At 43.6% G+C, this 20,795-nt stretch carries 10 protein-coding genes; 9 read left to right on the plus strand and 1 reads right to left on the minus strand.

Features of this window, described 5'->3' with window-relative positions; translation table 11 throughout:
* Positions 1 to 40: 40 nt before the first annotated feature.
* On the minus strand, positions 41 to 514 hold the full coding sequence (locus tag ZOBGAL_RS17940; protein WP_046287582.1) for a nucleoside deaminase: 474 nt from the start codon (positions 512 to 514) through the stop codon (positions 41 to 43).
* 396 nt (positions 515 to 910) lie between these two features.
* Between ZOBGAL_RS17940 and ZOBGAL_RS17945 the strand changes: the two genes are divergently transcribed.
* The 9 genes from ZOBGAL_RS17945 to ZOBGAL_RS17985 all read left to right on the plus strand — a co-directional run bounded on the left by ZOBGAL_RS17945 (position 911) and on the right by ZOBGAL_RS17985 (position 20,786).
* Positions 911 to 3,673 carry a helix-turn-helix and ligand-binding sensor domain-containing protein gene (locus tag ZOBGAL_RS17945; RefSeq protein WP_013995140.1) on the plus strand — a complete coding sequence of 921 codons (2,763 nt, stop codon included), beginning with the start codon at positions 911 to 913 and terminating at the stop codon, positions 3,671 to 3,673.
* Between the two features lie 264 nt (positions 3,674 to 3,937).
* The gene (locus ZOBGAL_RS17950; protein ID WP_013995141.1) at positions 3,938 to 6,976 is read left to right on the plus strand and encodes a SusC/RagA family TonB-linked outer membrane protein; all 3,039 of its coding nucleotides are present in this window, start codon (positions 3,938 to 3,940) and stop codon (positions 6,974 to 6,976) included.
* A 12-nt stretch (positions 6,977 to 6,988) separates the two neighbouring features.
* Positions 6,989 to 8,527, plus strand: a complete 1,539-nt coding sequence (locus tag ZOBGAL_RS17955; protein ID WP_013995142.1) for a RagB/SusD family nutrient uptake outer membrane protein — start codon at positions 6,989 to 6,991, stop codon at positions 8,525 to 8,527.
* Between the two features lie 25 nt (positions 8,528 to 8,552).
* The gene (locus tag ZOBGAL_RS17960) at positions 8,553 to 10,349 is read left to right on the plus strand and encodes a LamG-like jellyroll fold domain-containing protein (protein ID WP_013995143.1); all 1,797 of its coding nucleotides are present in this window, start codon (positions 8,553 to 8,555) and stop codon (positions 10,347 to 10,349) included.
* Positions 10,350 to 10,390: 41 nt separating this feature from the next.
* Positions 10,391 to 11,749 (plus strand): glucoamylase family protein, encoded by a 1,359-nt coding sequence (locus ZOBGAL_RS17965; protein WP_013995144.1) that lies wholly within the window; start codon positions 10,391 to 10,393, stop codon positions 11,747 to 11,749.
* A complete protein-coding gene (locus tag ZOBGAL_RS17970) occupies positions 11,739 to 13,127 on the plus strand; it encodes a glucoamylase family protein (RefSeq protein WP_013995145.1) in 1,389 nt (462 codons plus the stop codon). The genes ZOBGAL_RS17965 and ZOBGAL_RS17970 overlap by 11 nt, the downstream gene beginning before the upstream one ends.
* Before the next feature lie 110 nt (positions 13,128 to 13,237).
* Complete coding sequence (bglX, locus tag ZOBGAL_RS17975) at positions 13,238 to 15,511, plus strand: beta-glucosidase BglX (RefSeq protein WP_013995146.1); 2,274 nt, start codon at positions 13,238 to 13,240, stop codon at positions 15,509 to 15,511.
* A 16-nt stretch (positions 15,512 to 15,527) separates the two neighbouring features.
* Entirely contained in the window at positions 15,528 to 17,162 is a 1,635-nt protein-coding gene (locus tag ZOBGAL_RS17980) for a sulfatase family protein (protein ID WP_013995147.1), read from the plus strand.
* Positions 17,163 to 17,279: 117 nt separating this feature from the next.
* Positions 17,280 to 20,786, plus strand: coding sequence for a BamA/TamA family outer membrane protein (locus ZOBGAL_RS17985; RefSeq protein WP_013995148.1), 3,507 nt, complete (start codon positions 17,280 to 17,282; stop codon positions 20,784 to 20,786).
* Positions 20,787 to 20,795: the final 9 nt, after the last annotated feature.

A 20,795-nucleotide genomic window follows, 5' to 3' on the forward strand; every position in this document is an offset into this window, starting at 1 on the left:
GGGCGAAACGTTTGTTCCGTATTTGTCTTCGGATATTTCCCTAGTACTTCGTCTTGTCGTTTTTTGAGGCCCAATTATCAAAGACCTCTACGGCTTCGTCCCGAAGCATTTGTTTAAAACCTATTTGCCGGTCTTCCATATCTTTGTCGAGTTCGTCATAAATAAATTGATCATCGAAATCTATGGCTTTGGCATCTGCTTTGTCACAACCGTAAAAAACCGCTTTGGGTCGGGCCCAGTAAATAGCGCCAAGGCACATGGGGCAGGGTTCGCAAGAGGTATAAATAATACAGTCGGTCAATTGAAAACTGTCCAATTTTTGACAGGCTTCCCTAATAACTACCATTTCGGCATGGGCGGTAGGGTCGTTCGTAGAGGTAACCTTGTTATGTCCTTCCGCAATTATTTCGCCGTCTTTAACGACTACGGCGCCAAAAGGACCGCCTGCATTTGAGTTCATTCCCTTTGCGGCCATTTCAATGGCACGTCGCATAAACATCTCGTGTTCTTTCATTAAATCCATAAATTATAACTATAAGTTGTTGATACCGTGACTGTACGAAAGAAAAGTACTTGTTCAAATGTGCTTCCTTACAAGTATTTCGTCCAGAAATAAGGGTATATGCATCAATTCAATAAAGGTGTAAATTACATTTTTTTACGGGTTTTTATAAGCCTTTTTTGGGGGCTGTGCCGTTTTATATCCATAGGATGGAAGCGTATAAAACGATTCTTGGTAAAAGCTAGTTTTTTACAACTTGGCTTGTGGTATTTAAGATACATTTTCTTAGGATTACGATATGACTAGGGTTTTCACGGAAGAACAGCGCACCCAAGCTTCCATAAACTACCTATCTTTGTTCGTAATTCTAGTGGGGGCGAAGCCCTTTATTTAATATGTAAAGTAGAGATGTTGATGAGAATAGGGTATTACATAGGTTCCCTTGTATTTCTTTGGTCCTTAAGCCTAGGCGCCCAAACCTTGCTGCCCCCAATTTATAATTATAAAGTCTTTGAGTACAATGCAGGGGCGCAAAATTGGGGGATTACGGTAGATGATAACGGAAGGGTCTTTGCGGCCAATGACAAGGGGCTACTTTCTTTTAACGGCGAAGAATGGGTGTTGAACAAACTCCCCAATGCTACCATTCTTCGTTCGGTAGCCTCGGTTAAGGATAAGATCTACACCGGGTCTTACGAAGAATTCGGATATTGGCAGACCACGGATCAGGGAGGGCTTGATTATACTTCGTTGACCCACCTTATTAAGGACCACACCTTTACCAGTGAGGAATTTTGGCAAATACAACCTTTTCAAGATGCTATTGTTTTTCGTTCATTTTCCACCCTATACAAATATGAAGAGGGGCAGATAAACGTCATAGACCCCGATTTCGTTATAACGGGTTTGGCAGTTTACGATAACGAAGTTTATGTAGCGGCAAAAAACATGGGGCTCTATTGGCTCAAGGGACAAAAATTGGAGCCCGTAGCTAACAATGAAATATTTGAGGATCAGACCATAACTGACATGGTATCTTTTGAGGGGGGACTTTTGATCGGAACGCAATTGAATGGTTGTGTGGTTCTAAATAACGGAGAGTTTACCCCGATCGACAAAAATATGAACGACCGGTTAAAGGAGTACCAGTTGAATAAAATTCTGCCTTTGGACACGGGGGAAATTGTTTTTGGAACGATCAAGAACGGACTTTACCTATTTGATTATAATGAAGGAATATTTCGCAACCTCAATAGAAAAACAGGACTTCAGAACAATACGGTGCTTTCTTTGGCCGGGTTCAACGATCAGTTCTGGGTAGGTCTGGAAAATGGTATCGACCGTGTACAAGTGAATTCACCCATTACCTTTTACACCGACCATACGGGAGCCTTGGGCACGGTACACGATGTGGCCATACAAGAAAACACCATGTATTTGGGAAGCAATACGGGTATCTATTACTTTAAGGAAGACGAATTGCATTTTTTTGAAGGTTCACAGGGCCATGTTTGGGACGTTGAGTCGATCGGTGGCGATGTTTTGGCCGGCCACAATACCGGAACCTTTAAATTGGAAGGCGAAAGGCTGACCAAAATATCGGATCGGGCAGGGGGGTATCAATTTGTTAAAGTACCTGAAACGAACGATATTTTTTTGCAGGGCACCTATACAGGCGTGGCCAAATTCAAAAAGCAGCCCAACGGGCAATGGGATATTAGTACGATTTTAGGTATCGATTTTCCGGTGAAACAACTGTGCTTTGAAGATAAGCAGACCATTTGGGCCGCCCATCATTATAAGGGACTATTCCGCTTTCGGTTGAACGCCGATCTATCGAAGGTAGAGGAAAGGACGGTTTTTGATACGTCGGTACTCCCTAATATTTATAACGTAAAACTGTATCACATCAAAAACCAGATTGTTTTACAGAGCGAGGGAAAATGGTTTAAGTACGATCCCTTGGTAGGTAAAATAGATGTTTTAAAGGAGTTCGAACCCTTTACGGGTAAGTCCTTGATCTATACGGATGGAGAGCATTTCTGGTTTTTAAAGGACGGGGAGACCAAAGAACTGTTATATACGGATCTACGAGAGAATGCCATTGCTATCAGCGAGGTTCAGTTGAACCAGCGCTTGATGCCCGATATGGAACGGGCCGTTAGGCGAAACGATTCTACATATCTTTTGACTTTGAGCGATGGCTTCGCCCAAATGAACCTTACCCAACTACAACGTCAGTTGCATAACGCGACGATTCCCGTTCCGGAACTTTCATTTTTTGGAGCCCATGATAGGCGCTATTCCATCAACGATACGGTGTTTGAGGTGGCCTATGCGGAGTCCCGTGATTTGCGGTTTCAGTTTGCGGCCCCGCGTATGATCCAACCGAGATACTATTATGAACTTAAAGGGCCATTTTACCAAGGGGCATACACTACCGAGGGTACCCTCAATTTTCAAAATTTACCCCATGGCAGGTATGATTTGAACGTTCATACCGTAAGTATGGATAACCGAAAGAGCGCCCCAAAGACCATTACCTTCAATATAGCTCCGCCCTGGTACCTTTCAAACTGGAGTATGTTAGGGTACTTGGTGTTGGTAATAGCCGTGATTTTGGGGGTGAGATGGTACAATCGACAAAAGTTAAAAAGAAAGCACGAACTTTTAAAAATACGTCTGCAGCGCGAACAAGACGAGCGTTTGGCACAGTTGGAGAAAGAAAAGTTGGAAAAGGAAATCAAACGCAAGCAGACCGAACTGGCCCGAACCACCATGAGCGTAGCCAAAAAGAACGAGCTCATATTAGAGCTTAAAGATTTGATGGTGCTGAACAAGGATGCCTTTCCGAACAAGCAACGTTACCGCTCATTGACCAAGAAGTTGGACGGCTCGATCAATGAGAATGAAGATTGGAAGAATTTCGAGGTCAATTTTAAAGAACTGCACGATGACTTTTTCGACAATTTATTGCAACAGTTTCCAAAACTTACACCTAAAGATTTAAAACTTTGTGCCTATTTGAAGATGAACCTTACCAGTAAGGAAATTGCCCCGCTAATGGCTATCTCTATTCGGGGAGTGGAAATACATCGGTACCGTTTACGAAAGAAATTGGGGATAGATAGTTCACAGAACCTATCGAATTTCCTCATCAAGTTCAAATAGGGGTGCTTAAAGTAAGTCTAATTCCTACATATCTAGTTTTTATGGAATTACGATACTACATCACTACTACATCATACTGTTAAAGTTTTAAGTTTATTCCGCTTTCACATTACTGCAAATATCGTGTATTACTGGGTTTAAGTGCCTTAATGGGCTTGATGTACTTTTTATGTAGCCTTTCTCAAAAGCGTGAGGGGGTGGAATTGATAACTTGTGCTTGAATTTAACGTATTGATAAATTTATAACTCAACTTTTAGACAATTATGAAAATAAGGAACATTTTTTTGTTGATATGCTTCTTTTTGTTTCAGGTGGTATTGTTTGCTCAAGACGATATTACCGTTACGGGTACGATTAGCGATATCAATGGGGAACCATTACCGGGAGCAAGTATTGTGGTGAAAGGTACCACATCGGGTACCCAAACTGATTTTGATGGCAACTATACTCTCAACGATGTGCCAAAAGATGCGACATTGGTAATAAGCTATATGGGTTTTACCACGCAACAAGTTATCGTGAACGGACAAACGAACATTAACGTAAGCTTATCGGAAGATGCGCAAGCCTTAGATGAGGTGGTGGTCATCGGTTATGGTGAAATGAAGTCAAAAGACCTTACGTCTTCTATTACAACGGTAAAGGCGGAAGAACTATCGGCCACACCTACTAGTTCACCCATGCAGGCGCTACAGGGCAAGGTGGCGGGCCTACAGGTGGTGAGTAATGGGAGCCCGGGTCAAGGGCCTACTATTCGGGTGCGTGGTATCGGTTCATATGATACCGGTGCCTCTGGTCCACTTTATGTTGTAGACGGAATGTTCTTTGATGATATCGACTTTTTGAATACGGCCGATATTACCTCTATCTCAGTTTTGAAAGATGCTTCCGCCGCCGCAATCTATGGGGTGCGTGCCGCAAACGGGGTAGTACTCATCGAAACCAAATCGGGGGCATATAATAAAAAGGCAGAGATTACTTATGATGGGTATTCGGGCTTTCAAGTGGCACAGAATGTGTTAAAATTAGCTAATTCTGAGCAATTTGTGACCTTGGCACAAGAGTCCGGTTCGGCTCCTGATATCGAATTTATCGACAATGCCATGCAGCGTTACGGGCGTAGCCGAATTAACCCGAATGTACCTAATGTAAACACGGATTGGTATAACGAAATTTTGAGACCCGCTTTAATTCAAAACCATAGTATAGGGGTTACCGGTGGCAGCGATAATGCTACCTATGCTATTGGCGCCAATTATTTTGGACAAGAGGGAATTCTTAAAATGAAGAATGAATACGAGCGTTTTAACCTTAGAAGTAAGATCGATTTCAAGGTCAATGACCATTTGACCATTGGGGGGAATACGGTCATCAGTAACGCTACCCGTTACGATGCCGAAAACTCGGCTTTTCGCTTAGCCTATTATGCGGTTCCGATCCTTCCCGTATACGACGAAAACCTTGCCGGAAATGAAAATGTATTTCCTACCAATTATGCCAATGCCCAGGATTTGGGTTACCGCGGTGGGCAGAATCCATTTCCGACCATGGACAATAGTGAGCTGCGCTCAAAAATAAGGAACGTACTGGCCAATTTTTACGCCCAGGTACATATCATTCCTGAAAAATTGACCTTTAAAACGGCCTATAACCACAACTTTGAGACCGTTGAGCGCAGAGAGGTTCGCTTGCCCTATTTTATCGGTAACGGATTTCAGCGGGAAAATGCGGAGCTTATAAAGCGCAACGATACCTATTCCAATCAAATATGGGACAACACCTTAACCTACACCGAATCTTTTGGCAAACATAATCTAACCGTTCTTGGAGGTTCTTCTTTTAGGGATGAATCCTTCGAGCGATTGGAGGCCAAGGGCTTGAATTTTCCATTGTCGGGTGAAGAGGCCTATTATCTAGATCAGGCTCAGACCATTGTTCAAGACGATGTTAAGGATGATGGCCGTCGTGAATATGGATTGTCTTTCTTCGGCAGGGTTTCCTATAACTACGATAATAGATACCTGTTGTACGGTACCTACCGAGCGGATGGAACCAATAAGTATCAAGAAAAATGGGGGTATTTCCCAACAATCGGTGCGGGATGGGTTGTTTCCGAAGAAAATTTTATGCAGAACAATGGCGTTTTCGACTTTCTGAAATTTCGCGGTAGCTGGGGTAAACTGGGGAACGATAAAGTACCTGGTAGCGAAGGCGCCATTACCTCTACTGTGGTCACCACGGCTTTTGGTGACACTATGGTCAGTGGGGTGAATACAACAAGTAATTTTACGGCCCTAAAATGGGAGGTTACCGAAGAGGTGAACCTAGGTCTATCGGCACGTACCTTTAATAATAGGCTTTCATTGGAGGCGGATTATTATGTGAGGGATACCAAAGATGCGGTAATTCCTATTGAAGTTCCTTTAATTCCTGATGCAACGCGACAGAATGTAGGTGAAATTAGAAATCAAGGTCTGGAATTGGCTTTAAACTGGAACGACCAGGTTTCGGATGACTTTAGTTACTCATTGGGGGCTAATTTTTCCACCTTGAAAAATGAAGTACTCGACACCGACCGTCAGTTGAATATTGATACAGGTTCTGCCGAATTCAGACAACGGACCCGGGTTGGTGATCCCGTTTTCTCCTTCTTTGGTTTGGAAGTCGAGGGTGTCTATCAAAACGATGCGGAAATTGCTGCTGATCCCGCAGCACAAATAGAAATCGCCAATGGAAATGCCATTGTTCCCGGAGATTTGAAATTTAAGGATCAAGACGGGGTAGATGGTATTACCGCGGATGACCGCGTTATGTTGGGCAATTATTTACCAACCTATTCCTTTGGCTTCAATATGGGCTTTAATTATAAAGGATGGGATTTCTCGGCAGCGGCATTGGGCCAAGGCGGGAATAAAATCTTGAACCGTAAACGTGGGGAGGTCATCTTTACCAATGACACTAATTGGGATCGCGATTTTGCTTTGAACCGCTGGCATGGCGAAGGTACTTCAAACAGTTACCCTTCTTCGGCAGGTATCAGAAAAGGATGGAACCAGCAGTTAAGCGATTTCTTTATCGAGAAAGGGGACTTCTTTCGGATCCAGAACATCACCTTAGGGTATACCATCAATAAAAACGGGGCAACAAAGGGTATTCCGCAGACCCGTATCTACGTAACGGCCGAGAAACCTTTGTCGGTTTTCAATTATAACGGTTTTAGCCCTGAAGTATCCAATGGTGTAGACAATGAAACTTATCCAATTCCTGCTATCTATACGATAGGCGTAAATATTAAAATATAAAAAAGAGCGACTATGAAACGATTTATAAAAATTTCAAAACCTTCCCTAGTGTTGCTTTTCGTCCTAGCTGTTTGGGGATGTACCGATAAGCTTGACGAACCTGAACTGAACAATAATTTTGCCGGGGGAACGGACTTTACCGATTCATCGGGGATGTTACTGTCTACCGTTGGTGCCTATGAGGCTTTTTATTCGAGGGGGTGGGAGCAGCCTTTGATCATTTCCGTTCGGGGCGACGATGTGAATTCCGGTGGTTTGGGCGATCAGCCCGAGTTTACCGAAATGGATAAATTTAACTACAGTAAAGATCATTGGATGGTGAATTCCCTTTGGGAAAACACTTATGCCGATGTGATTTCCGCACATACGGCCATGGAACAGATTGCACGCTACCAAGAATTCGGTTCCGATGAGGAAATTGCCTTGGGGAACCAATACATAGCCGAAATTCAGGTGTTGCGTGGTATGATGTTGTTCCAGATTTCACAGGTGTATGGCGATGTGTTCATTCCTGAGTCCTCCGATACGGAACTCTTGTTAGAGGTAGAAACCTTACCGACCAAGGCGGAAGTGATGCAACATGTTTCCGATCAGATGGATTTGGCCATACCACTTTTACCCGAAATGCGTCCCAACGAACGTACCGATTTAAAAGGAGGGGTGACTAAATATACTGCCTTGGCGATTAAGGCCTTGGCAAACCAAGAGTTGGAAAATTACCAAGCAGTTGCCGATGCCACAGGACAGATTATAGCTTCGGGCAAGTTCAGTCTTTACCCAGATTTCTATGAGCTATTTAAAACTCCGGGCAAGTTGAGCGACGAGAGTATACTCGACCTGCAATATTCCGATTTTAATCAAGGGGAAGGTGATCGATTCGCCCATTTGTACGCTCCTTACGGTTCGGTAAACTGGACACCCGCAGTAGAAGGGGCCGCAAGTGGATGGGGTTTTTATGAACCTAGCTTCAAGTTTATCAAATTTATGTTAGACCGTGGCGAAACCGTTCGTTTAGAGACTAGTGTGCTCTTTACGGATCGAGGTATTGCCGAATTACAAACCGATGCGGCCTATTCCGATTTACCTTCTTTTATGACCAATGTTACTAGGGACGGTGATAAAATAAACGATTTTTCCAGAGGCTATTTTTCAAGTGGGAAACACTATCTGCCGTCCAATCAGCTAATTGCGGGAAGAACCGCCTATGGCAGTAATAAAAACTATAACGTTATCCGTTATGCCGAAATTCTACTGATGTATGCCGAAGCATTAAAGCAAGGGGCTTCAAGTTCTGTAATGACTGCCGACCAAGCGGTAAACTTGGTACGGGAAAGAGCCGGAATGCCTGCTTTGTCCGGTGTGACCTTAGATCAGATCGTAGATGAAAAGTTTGCCGAACTCGCTATGGAATGGGGAAAACGTTACTACGATATGCTCCGATTGAAAAAATACGATGAGCTAAGCTATGACGGACGAACCTTTACGGAAGACAAGAAATACCTTCCTTATCCACAGCCGCAAATTGATCAGTTTCCTGTATTGGACAATTAATCGAATCAACTAACAAATCAGAAAGATGAAAAATATCAAAAACCTAGTATCGTGCCTGATGGTCGCTACACTTTTTTACAGCTGTGACCAAGGTATCGATGCCTTAACAGAAGTCGACCCAGGGGCAGATGCCTCGGCCCCGACCATTACTATTACGTCACCTGCCGAAGGCGCTGCCGTAAAAGTGAATGAAGAATTGGCAACCATAACCGTTAGGTTTCAGGCCGAAGACGATATAGAATTGGGTTCGGTAGAAGTATTGCTTGACGGAACAAGAATAGGCAACTACAATACTTTTAAAGATTACCGCAAGTTGATCGTAGATGATTTAGTATACGACCAACTTGAAGATGGAGCGCATCAACTTACGGTTATAGCCAAAGATTTAGACGGCAAATCGACTAGTGAGGTGATCAATTTTACCAAAGAACCGGCCTATATATCAAAGTACCCTGGAGAGATATTGTACATGCCCTTCGATGGAGGATATGTCGACCTGCTGAGCTTTGAAGAGGCCGAACAAGTGGGGTCTCCGGCGATCAGTGAAGAAAGTTTGGCCGGAAGTGGGGCGTATGCCGGCGCTGAAGGGGCTTATCTTACCCTAGACTCCGAACGATTTAAGAATACGGAGTTAAGTGCCATTTTTTGGGTAAAATTAAATGCGATGCCCGACCGTGCCGGTATTTTGGCCATGAGTCCGCCGCTCGATGATGCAGGAGGAAATGTACTGACCAGTGGTTTTAGGTTCTTTCGTGAGAATGCCAATGGCCAACAGCGTTACAAGTTAAACGTAGGGGAAGGGGACAAGAATACTTGGTTTGATGGAGGTGAAGCTGCGGAAGTAGACCCAGCTTCGGAAGAATGGGTAAATCTTGCCTTTACCATTTCCGGTTCGGAAGCCGTGGTGTATATCGATGGACAAATTGTTTCTCAAGGACCTTTGGGAGGAATCGACTGGAATGATGTCAATGTACTTTCCATAATGTCGGGAGAACCTAATTTTTCGGGATGGAACCATAAATCGGACCTAAGCTTAATGGATGAGTTGCGCATATTTGACCGCGCGATTACCCAAGATGAAATCAGACAGATCATTCAAGATGATTCGGGTATCGTCGTTTCTGATTACCCTCCCAATTTTCCGGGAGAGATGTTCTACATGCCTTTCGATGGTACCTATAAAAATTTGTTTACTGACATAGCGGCTGATCTTGTCGGCACCCCTAGTTTTTCTGAGGATGATGTGGTTGCCGGTGATGCTTCTTACATGGGTGCTACGGATTCTTATTTGACCGTTCCTTCAAACGGATTGACTCCCGATGCGTTTAGTGCTACACTTTGGTATAAAGTGGATGCCTCATCGGGTAATGGGGGCATCTTGGTAATGAGTCCTGAAGACACTGAAAAAGAGGGCTTCCCCGAAGTGCAAAATTTAAGGACCAGTGGTTTTCGTTTCTTTAGGGAAGGTGATGCTACAAGACAGGTCTTTAAACTGAATGTTGGTACCGGTGAATCTGACGTATGGCTCGATGGGGCAGATGCGGCAGCTATAGATCCGACAACGGCTGGTTGGGTTCATTTGGCATTTTCTATCTCAGAAAGCGATGCCGTACTCTATATTAACGGAGAGATCGTTGCCCAGAATAGCGTAGATGGCGGTATCGATTGGTCGGGTTGCGATATACTTTCAATAGGATCGGGAGCACCTAGGTTTACCGAATGGGGCCACTTGTCCAACGAAAGCCTGATCGATGAACTTCGGTTTTTTGATAAGGCCTTGACCCAAGAAGAAATACAGGGGATTATGAACCACAATTTGTAATTCCCAAGAAAACCTGTCTGAAAATCACTTTAAAAAAATATATGAGATTAGTTTTATTGGCCCTGATCATGGGCGCACTTTCACTAGGTTGCGGAGGCAATCCTTCTAAAAAAGACCAACAAGAGGTAAAGGCCGATCAAGAACTGACCGATGACCAATTGTTCGACTTGATCCAAAGGCAGACTTTTGATTATTTCTGGGATGGAGCCGAACCTACTTCGGGTTTGGCCCGGGAACGCATCCACATGGACAATGTGTACCCTGCTCACGATAAGGATATCATTACTACGGGAGGTTCGGGCTTTGGACTTATGGCCATTCTAGTGGGGGTCGAACGGGGATTTATTACCCGTGAAGAAGCTCTCGAACGCTATGAAAAATGTGTTTCCTTTCTCGAAACCTCCGATAGGTTTCACGGAGCTTGGCCCCATTGGCTTATGCCCGATGGAAAAATGACCCCCTTTAGCAAGAAGGATAATGGTGGGGATTTGGTTGAAACCGCTTTTCTGGTCCAGGGCCTATTGACCGTTAAGGAATACTTTGAAGTCGGTAACGCGCGTGAAAAGAAACTGGCGGACCGCATTCAAAAACTTTGGGAAGAGGTCGAATGGGACTGGTATACCAAGGGTGGGGAGAATGTGCTCTATTGGCATTGGTCTCCTGAGTACCAATGGGAAATGAATTTTCCGGTAGGAGGATATAATGAAGCCTTGATCATGTACATTCTGGCTGCAGCATCGCCTACACATCCTATCGGTAAAGAGGTCTATGAGCAAGGATGGGCCCAAAATGGGAAAATTATGAACGATACGACTTTTTATGGCCTTCGAACGGTACTGAACCATTACGAGCATGATAGGTCTCCTGTAGGCCCCATGTTTTGGGCACATTATTCGTATTTGGGACTTAACCCCAAAGGACTAAGGGATCAATATGCCGATTATTGGAAGCTGAACGAAAACCACGCCCTGATCCAATACCGCCATGCGCTTGAAAATCCACATGAATATAAAGGCTATGGAAAGAATCTTTGGGGCTTGACCTCTAGCTATTCGATGAAAGGATATGCGGGTCATAGGCCCGATAGGGACTTAGGGGTCATCTCTCCTACGGCCGCCCTTTCGTCCATGCCTTACACGCCTCAACAGAGCAAGGATTTTTTACGGTATATGTATGCCGAACAAGACTCCTTGATCGGAAAATACGGGCCCTATGATGCCTTTAGCCTTGAAAACAAATGGTACGTACCTCGATACCTAGCCATCGACCAAGGACCTATTCCGGTGATGATCGAAAACTATAGAAGTGGACTCCTATGGAAGCTTTTTATGAAGAATGCCGATGTTCGAAAGGGATTGAAAAAATTAGGGTTTAGTTCTGAAAACAGTGATGATGAGTAGAGCATTGGGTTTCGTTTTGGTGTTTTTGGTTTTTGCTTCTTGTACTTCGGATGATGCAGATGGTGGTGCAATCGGGGTTTCCGAACTTCCAGAAGTACCCGAGGAAAATGAACCTGAAATAGAAGTGGAGTTGACCGATGGGGAGCTTCTCGACCTAACCCAAAAAGAAACCTTTAAGTATTTCTGGGATTTCGCCCAGACCGAATCGGGTGCCGCCCGCGAAAGGTATCATCCCCAAGACCCGTCAAACGACCCTAATACGGTAACCGTTGGGGGAACGGGCTTTGGCCTTATGGGGATTTTGGTCGCTATGGAAAGAGGTTTTGTGTCCCGTATCGAGGGAGTTGAAAGACTGGAGAAAATCATTTCTTTCTTAGAAGGTGCCGATAGGTTTCACGGGGCATGGCCCCATTGGTTGGATGGACGGAACGGGAATACCCTTCCCTTTAGTGAAAAGGATAATGGCGCCGATTTGGTGGAAACTTCCTTTTTGGCACAAGGGCTGATCTGTGTAAAAGAATATTTGAAAGAGGGCAATTCCGAAGAACAAGTAGTGGCCCAAAAAGCCGATGAACTTTGGAAAGCTGTTGAATGGGACTGGTTTACACAAAATAAAAACACCTTGTACTGGCATTGGAGTCCTGATTTCGGTTTTGATATCGGTCTTGAGTTGAAGGGGTATAATGAAGTGCTGATTACCTATGTCATGGCAGCGGCTTCCCCTGATTACCCCATTGCCAAAGAAGTGTACGAAAACGGCTGGGCCTCTAATGGGGCGATTGCCAACGGGGCTTCGACCTACGATATTCCACTCATTGTCAATCATGCAGGTAGTTCCTCAAAAGGCGGGCCATTGTTCTGGGCACACTATTCCTATATGGGCTTAGACCCTAGTAACTTGGCCGATGCCTTTGTGAATTATGCGGATGCCACGCTAAACCATGCCAAGATCAATCATGCCTATTGTGTGGATAACCCCAAGAATTATAAAGATTACGGTAAAGATTGTTGGGGGCTTACGGCCAGTTATAGTAGAAATGCAGATGGAAGTTTAGGCTATAATGCGCATAGTCCCTCAAATGACACGGGGGTGATTTCCCCTACTGCGGCTTTAAGCTCTATGCCCTATACACCAGAGGAATCCATGAGGGCGCTACGGTATTTTTATAGCAACAAGGACGAACTTTTAGGTCCGGCCGGTTTTTATGATGCTTTTAGTCCCCAATACAATTTCTGGGTAGCCGATGCCTATTTGGCCATTGACCAAGGTCCTATTTTAGTAATGATAGAGAATCATAGATCGGGATTGCTATGGCGGCTCTTTATGCAAAATGAAGATGTGCAGCGCGGACTCGATAGTTTAGGTTTTACCTATTAGGAATTCACTTTAAGAATAAACGAATACCCCGTGGGAATCGGTTTAAACTGATTTGTCAAAGGGATGGTTTTGCCAAAATCTAATTTGATATAAAATATAAATAACAGAAAATGAGGAATATAAAGAGAAGAATCTGTTTTTTGACGCTTGTACTCGGCTTTTCGACTTTTGTGCGCTCCCAAGAAACGATAGAAGCGGTGGAGCAGCTTCTATCCCAAATGACCTTGGATGAAAAAATCGGCCAGCTCAATCTATTGACTCCTGGAGGGGGCATTGCTACAGGTTCGGTAGTGAGTGAAAATGTAGAGGCAAAGATCAAGGCGGGCCAAGTAGGTGGACTTTTTGGGGTTTCCGGGCCTGAAAAAGTAAGGCAGGCCCAAAAAATAGCCATTGAAAATTCACGGCTAAAGATTCCCTTGCTTATTGGCTCGGACATCATACATGGCTACAAAACGACTTTTCCCATACCCTTGGGAACGGCCGCTAGTTGGGATGTAGGGCTAATTCAAAAAATGGCGGAAACCGCAGCCAAGGAAGCTACGGCAGATGGAATCAACTGGAATTTCTCACCTATGGTAGATATAGCCCGAGATCCCCGTTGGGGGCGTATTGCCGAAGGTGCCGGTGAAGACCCGTATCTGGGGAGTGCCATTGCCAAGGCGATGATAAAGGGCTATCAGGGAAGCGATCTTTCAGCTCCTAATACGATGATGGCCACGGTAAAACACTTGGCCCTGTACGGTGCGGCCGAAGCGGGGCGTGATTACAATACCGTAGACATGGGCAGGTTGAAAATGTACAACCAATACTTACCGGTTTATAAGGCGGCGGTAGATGCTGGGGTAGGTAGTGCCATGACTTCGTTCAATGATATTGATGGGGTTCCGGCTTCGGGCAACAAATGGTTGATTACCGACCTTTTGCGGAACCAATGGGGTTTTGAGGGCTTCGTGGTTTCCGATTATACCTCGGTAAACGAGATGATTGCCCATGGGCTAGGTGATTTGCAGACGGTATCGGCTTTGGCCTTGAATGCGGGACTTGATATGGATATGGTCGGGGAAGGGTTTCTTACCACATTAAAGCAATCGGTAGCCGAGGGCAAGATTACCGAAGTGGCAATCACCGAGGCATGCCGTAGAATATTGACCGCCAAATATAAATTGGGACTCTTTGACGACCCCTATCGCTATTCCGATGAGAGTAGACCGGCAAAAGACATTCTTACGGATGGGAACAGAAGTTTGGCCCGTGAGGCAGCAAAGCGCTCTTTTGTACTGCTGAAAAAACAAGAAGATATACTTCCACTGAAGAAGAAGTCCAAAATAGCATTGATAGGGCCTTTGGCCAACAATAAGAACAATATGTTGGGAACTTGGGCCCCTACAGGTGACCCACAGTTGTCCGTTCCTGTTTTAGAAGGTTTCAAGAATGTGGCCCCAAAAGCAAAAATAAGCTATGCCAAAGGCGCCAATATTACAGATGACCCCGATTTGGCCCAACGGGCCAATGTTTTTGGAACACGGGTAGAAATAGACGAGCGCCCTTCTGCGGTCTTGTTGAAGGAAGCCTTGGATCTGTCAAAAGAAGCCGATGTCGTTGTGGCCGTAGTAGGGGAAGCCAGTGAGTTTAGTGGAGAGGCGGCCAGTAGAACCGATATTTCCCTTCCAAAAAGCCAAAAGCGACTTTTAAGGGAGTTGGCAAAGACCGGAAAGCCTCTGGTAATTGTCCTGATGAGCGGAAGACCATTGACCATTGCCGAAGAACTGGAACTTCCCGCAAGTATACTTCAAGTATGGCATCCCGGTGTAGAAGCGGGCAATGCTATAGCCGATGTGGTTTTTGGGGATTACAATCCCTCAGGAAAGTTAACGGCAACTTGGCCCAGAAACGTAGGGCAAATTCCAGTATATCACAGTATGAAAAATACGGGCAGGCCCATAGAGGGAGATAACTTCCAAAAGTTTAAATCGAATTATCTCGATGTGGAGAATACGCCGCTCTTACCTTTTGGGCATGGCCTGAGCTATACCGATTTCAGTTATTCGAATATCCAATTGAACAAAGATGAAATCGAACAGGGCGAATCGATTTCGGTTTCTGTAGAGGTGAGCAATACTGGCGCATATGACGGGGAAGAAGTGGTACAGTTATATCTACGGGATGTAGTACGTACGGTAACCCCGCCTATGCGCGAACTAAAGGGTTTCAAGAAAATATTCTTAAAAAAGGGGGAAACAAAAACCGTTGAATTGACCTTGCGGCCCGAAGACCTGAAGTTTTATAACGCTGCCTTGGAATTTGTTGCAGAACCAGGGGAATTTGAAGTTTTTGTGGGAACCGACGCTACGGCAGATTTAAAAACATCCTTTAGATTAAAATAGCCTCAATCAGTTTACTATGCTTTTACGATCACCCTTCATATATGTATTTTTTGCCTTTGCTTTTATAGCTTGTAAAGAGAATCCCCCACACGCGGAAGAGACGGTGCCAAAGACGAATATTCTGTTCATCATGGCCGACGACCATGCTATTCAGGCCATAAGTGCCTATAATCATCCGATTGCACAATTGGCCCCTACACCGAATATAGACCGGCTGGCCAAGAACGGGGCCTTTTTTACGCATAGTTATGTAACGAATTCCATTTGTGGTCCAAGTCGGGCGGTTATTCTTACCGGTAAGCACAGTCACCTGAATGGGTTTAGACAGAACGGAGACCATTTTGACGGTAACCAAACCACCTTGCCAAAAATACTCGGACAAGCAGGTTATCAGACCGCTTTGATTGGAAAATGGCATCTAGACAGCGCACCCCAAGGCTTCGATTACTCCAAGGTACTCGTAGACCAAGGGAATTACTATAATCCTGATTTTGTTCAAAATGGGGATACCACAAGGGTGGAAGGCTATGCTACCGACATCATAACCGAAGAAGCCTTGAGCTGGTTGAAAGATCAACGAAAGGATAGTCTTCCCTTTTTTATGATGGTGCATCACAAGGCCCCACACCGCAACTGGATGCCCGCCTTACGTCACTTGAATAAATATGACTCCGTAGAGTTTCCCCTTCCCGATACCTATTTTTCTTCCTTTAAAAAGCAAAGGGCGGCAGAAGCGCAATTACAGACCATTTATGATGATATGTACGAAGGGCATGATTTAAAAATGACCCAAGGGTACGGCAGCACCGAATTGGCTCACAACCCATGGACAACCGATTTTGAACGTATGTCGCCCGAACAGCGCAAGGCTTGGGATAAGGCCTATTTGCCCAAAAACAATGCTTTTCATAAGGCAAAGCTGGAAGGAAAGGCCCTTGCCCAATGGAAGGGACAGCGCTACCTGCAAGATTACATGGCTACCATTGCCGCAGTAGATGAAGGTGTTGGTGAGATTTTAGATTACCTAGAGGAAAGCGGACTCGATAAAAACACCTTGGTGGTCTACACTTCCGACCAGGGATTCTACTTGGGAGAGAACGGTTGGTTCGACAAGCGCTTTATGTATGAAACCTCCTTTGGTACACCTTTGTTGATGCAATTGCCAGGCACGATTCCCCCTAATACCCAAATAGATGGCATGGTCCAAAACCTAGACTTCGCACAGACCTTTCTAGACTTTGCGGGGGTGACGGATAAAACTGAAGCCATGCAGGGGCAATCATTCAAAGGTTTGCTGGATGGAAGTATGGATCCCGATGATTTTCGTAATGTTATTTACTATCATTATTACGATTACCCCGCTTTTCATATGGTCAAGAAACACTATGGGGTTCGAACCAAACGGTATAAGCTCATGCATTTTTATGATGATATAGACAGTTGGGAGTTTTACGACCTATACAAAGACCCTAAGGAGTTGAATAATCTCATCGATGACCGAACCTATACTTCCATTATCGATCAAATGCATGATAAACTTGATAGCCTCCAAAAGGTGTACAAGGTAACGGATAGGGAATTCCAAAAAGCACCGAAAGAAGCCGTCGATAAGGCCTACAAACAATTCAAGCGGTTACGCGGTAAACCCTAAAGTTTGGGTTTGTTTTGAGTAGCGGGACTTCCTTTTTTTTATATGTTATCCTCTTCATAAATATATAAATGAAAGAAAGTCCTCTTTTTTACGACAAAAGGTCGAAACCAACCTATTGTGAAGTGTTTTAGAATCAACCATTTTATTGCCTACCTTCTTTTTTTTGTAGCCAGTACAGTATTTTCCCAACAAATTGAAAGGTCGATATTCATAACTGCAAACACAGCGGATGATAACGATTCGGGAGTATTGGAACATATCGTTTCAGAAGTGAACGGCCAAGCAACTTCATCTCTTCTTATTATAGGAAATGCAGTATCGAATAGCGATTTTAAGCAGACTGTCGCCCCTCAGCTTAAAGTTTTAAATGGTGCCAAGGAGGTATTGTTTATTCCGGGTTACAAGGAATGGGCAAAAGGGCATAAAGGCGTTAGGAACATTGAAGACTATATTCAAGACAATAGTAACGCCAAATTTTCCCCAGATGATGCCGAACCTATTAAGCATCATGATCTGGGCGAAAACGTAGAATTGATTACGGTAGATTCCCAATGGTTTTTAGAGGACTGGGATAAGCATGTGTATATCAATGAAGATTCTGAAATTCAGAATAGAACCTTATTCTTTTTGGAATTTGAGAACAGAATAAAAAAGGCACAAGGAAAAATCATTCTTGTAGCCATGTATCACCCTATAGAGACCAATAGCAAACAAGGACTGTTTAGAAATATTGGAGGGTTTTCTAGTCAAGATTTTCAGAATAAACAATATAGAACGCTCAGAAACAGGTTAAAAACCATAGCTCGAGGAGGAGAGAATGTAATTTTTTTATCGGGACAAGGAAGGAATCTACAGTATATAAAAGGAAGTGTCCCCCAAATTAATAGCGGTGCGGCAGGTAGTTTGGAAGCCGTTAAAAAAGGGGAGGAAGGCGATTTTTCCTTGAGAAAGAATGGATATGTCCGTTTAGATATAACAACGGATGGTGAGGTAATTGCACACTATGAAATACTTGAGAATGGAGCTGCTAAGGAAGTCTTTAAGACCATAGTCCTAAGGGGAGGTAAGGACCATACGGAATCATACGTTTTTAAGAAAAACTATCCTAGTACGCAATTGGCTTCCGTTTACACTAAAAAAGCAGCTACAAAAAGTGGATTTTACAAAGCACTTTGGGGAGAGCATTACCGCAATTTTTATGGTAAGGAGGTGAATGCACCCGTAGTTTTATTAGATACTTTAATGGGAGGGTTAACGCCTGTAAAACGTGGCGGTGGGCAGCAATCAAAATCTTTACGATTAGTAGATAAAACAGGTAAGCAATATGTGATGCGTGCCCTAAAAAAGAGTACCATTAAATTTCTACAGGCCAACGCTTTTCAAGAAACTTACGTTGGCGATGTTTTAGACGGTACGGTCGTAGATAAGTTCTTGGCGGATTTTTACACCACTTCTAACCCATATACTCCTTTTGCCATTGGAAGTCTTTCTGCGGCAGTTGGAGTAAACCATACGAATCCGGTATTATACTATATCCCCAAACAGAAAGTATTGGGGAATTACAATGATGATTTTGGCGATGAATTGTATATGATCGAAGAGCATGTAGGGGATACACAAATAGAATCCGAAAGTTTTGGAACGCCTGAAGATATATTGAGTACGGCCGATGTTTTGCAGGAAATAAATAAATCGGGAAAATCGGTTGTAGACGAGCCTTCCTATATAAGAGCTAGGTTGTTTGATATGCTCTTGGGAGATTGGGACCGCCATGAAGATCAATGGCGTTGGGCACTTTATAAAAATGAAGATGGCACGGAGTATTGCAGTCCTATCCCAAGAGACCGTGATCAGGCATTTTCTAAATATGACGGTACACTAATCAGTACCCTAACCCGACTTATACCAGGTTTGCGTAAAATGCAAACGTATGACGAGGAGCTAAGAAGTGTAAAATGGTTTGCATCATCGCCTTATCATTTAGATTTGACATTGATACATGCATCAGATTGGGACGAATGGGAAAAGCAGGCCAGTCATATTCAAAATGGGCTTACCAATGCGGATATAGAAAAGGCTTTTGAGGCTATTCCTAAAGAAGTAAAGGGGCCCGTAATAGAAGATATTAAAGTGAAGTTGCAAGGCAGGCGGGATAACCTTATGGAAATCGCTAAAGCGTATTACTTATATCTCAACAAATTTCAGGTAGTTACCGGTACCCAAAAAGCCGATGATTTTACCATAACTAGGTTGCCCAATGGAAAAACCTCCTTAAAAATAGACCGGAAGGATTTAGGGATTTTAAACCATACGTACTCAAAAGATATTACCAAGGAAATATGGCTTTTTGGTTTAGACGGCAAAGATACGTTCACGATAGAAGGAGAGGGAGACCATCCTATTAAAATTAAGATTGTTGGGGGGAAGAAGAATGATACCTATGATTTTAGAAACACCAAAAATGTAAAGTTATACGATTACAAGGACAAAGAGAATACTATAGTGAACAAACGCTCTAAGAAGTGGCTGGTAAATGATTATGAATTAAATAATTACGACCATAAAAAAGTAAAGTACAACTTTAATCAATTACTTCCTGTACTAGCTGTGAATCCAGACGATGGACTCAAAATTGGTGTAGTAAGTAACCACACTTCCTATAGTTTACAACGCAATCCTTTCACTTATAAGCATAGTATTAATGCGGCCTTTTACACCAGTACTTCAGGTTATGATTTATCGTATAGCGGGGAGTTTTCGAACATATTCCACAACTGGAATTTTGGCATAGAAGGTTTATATACCAGTCCTAATTTTGCACAAAACTTTTTCGGTTTCGGAAATGATACGGAATACGATAATGATGCGGTAGACTTAGATTTTAACCGGGTGAGGATTCGAAAGTTTAAAGCTGCGTTGGCATTAAAATGGGAAGGAATTAGTGGTGGCTCCTTTTATTTTAAACCTTTGATAGAATCTTTTAGTGTAGAAAATACCCAAGATCGATTTGTAGAGGAATTTCCTGTAGACAACACTATGTTTAACCGGCAAACTTACGGAGGAATAGAGGCCGCTTATAATTTTAAAAATAAAAATAGTAATGCTTTCCCTACCTTAGGACTAGATGCAGGATTAACAATAGGTTATAAAACCAATATTGATAATACGGAGTCCGATAATAGTTTCGCCTATCTGCAGCCCAAGTTAACGGTAAATCATAAGTTAACAAAAAGCGGAAGCATTGTTTTGGCAACAGAGTTGGGAGGAGAGGCCCTTATAGGTGATGACTTTGAGTTTTATCATGCTGCAACCATAGGAGGCAATAAAAGTCTAAGAGGTTTTAGAAATGAACGCTTTACGGGAAAACAATCCTTTTATCAGAATACAGACCTTAGGTTTCCGTTAGGTGGCGTGCGAACGAGCCTTGTTCCGTTTAGATTTGGGGTTACCGGCAGTTTCGATTATGGTAGGGTTTGGACCGAAAATGATATCTCCAATACATGGCACAATTCCGTTGGAGGTTCGCTTTGGCTCATTGGCGCAGAGGCATTTACAACTAATTTAGGTTATTTTAGTAGTGCAGACGGCGGGCGAATTGTATTCGTGCTCGGCTTTTCTTTTTAATATTTAAAA

Origin of the sequence: Zobellia galactanivorans, from assembly GCF_000973105.1 — a bacterium.
Taxonomy (GTDB): domain Bacteria; phylum Bacteroidota; class Bacteroidia; order Flavobacteriales; family Flavobacteriaceae; genus Zobellia; species Zobellia galactanivorans.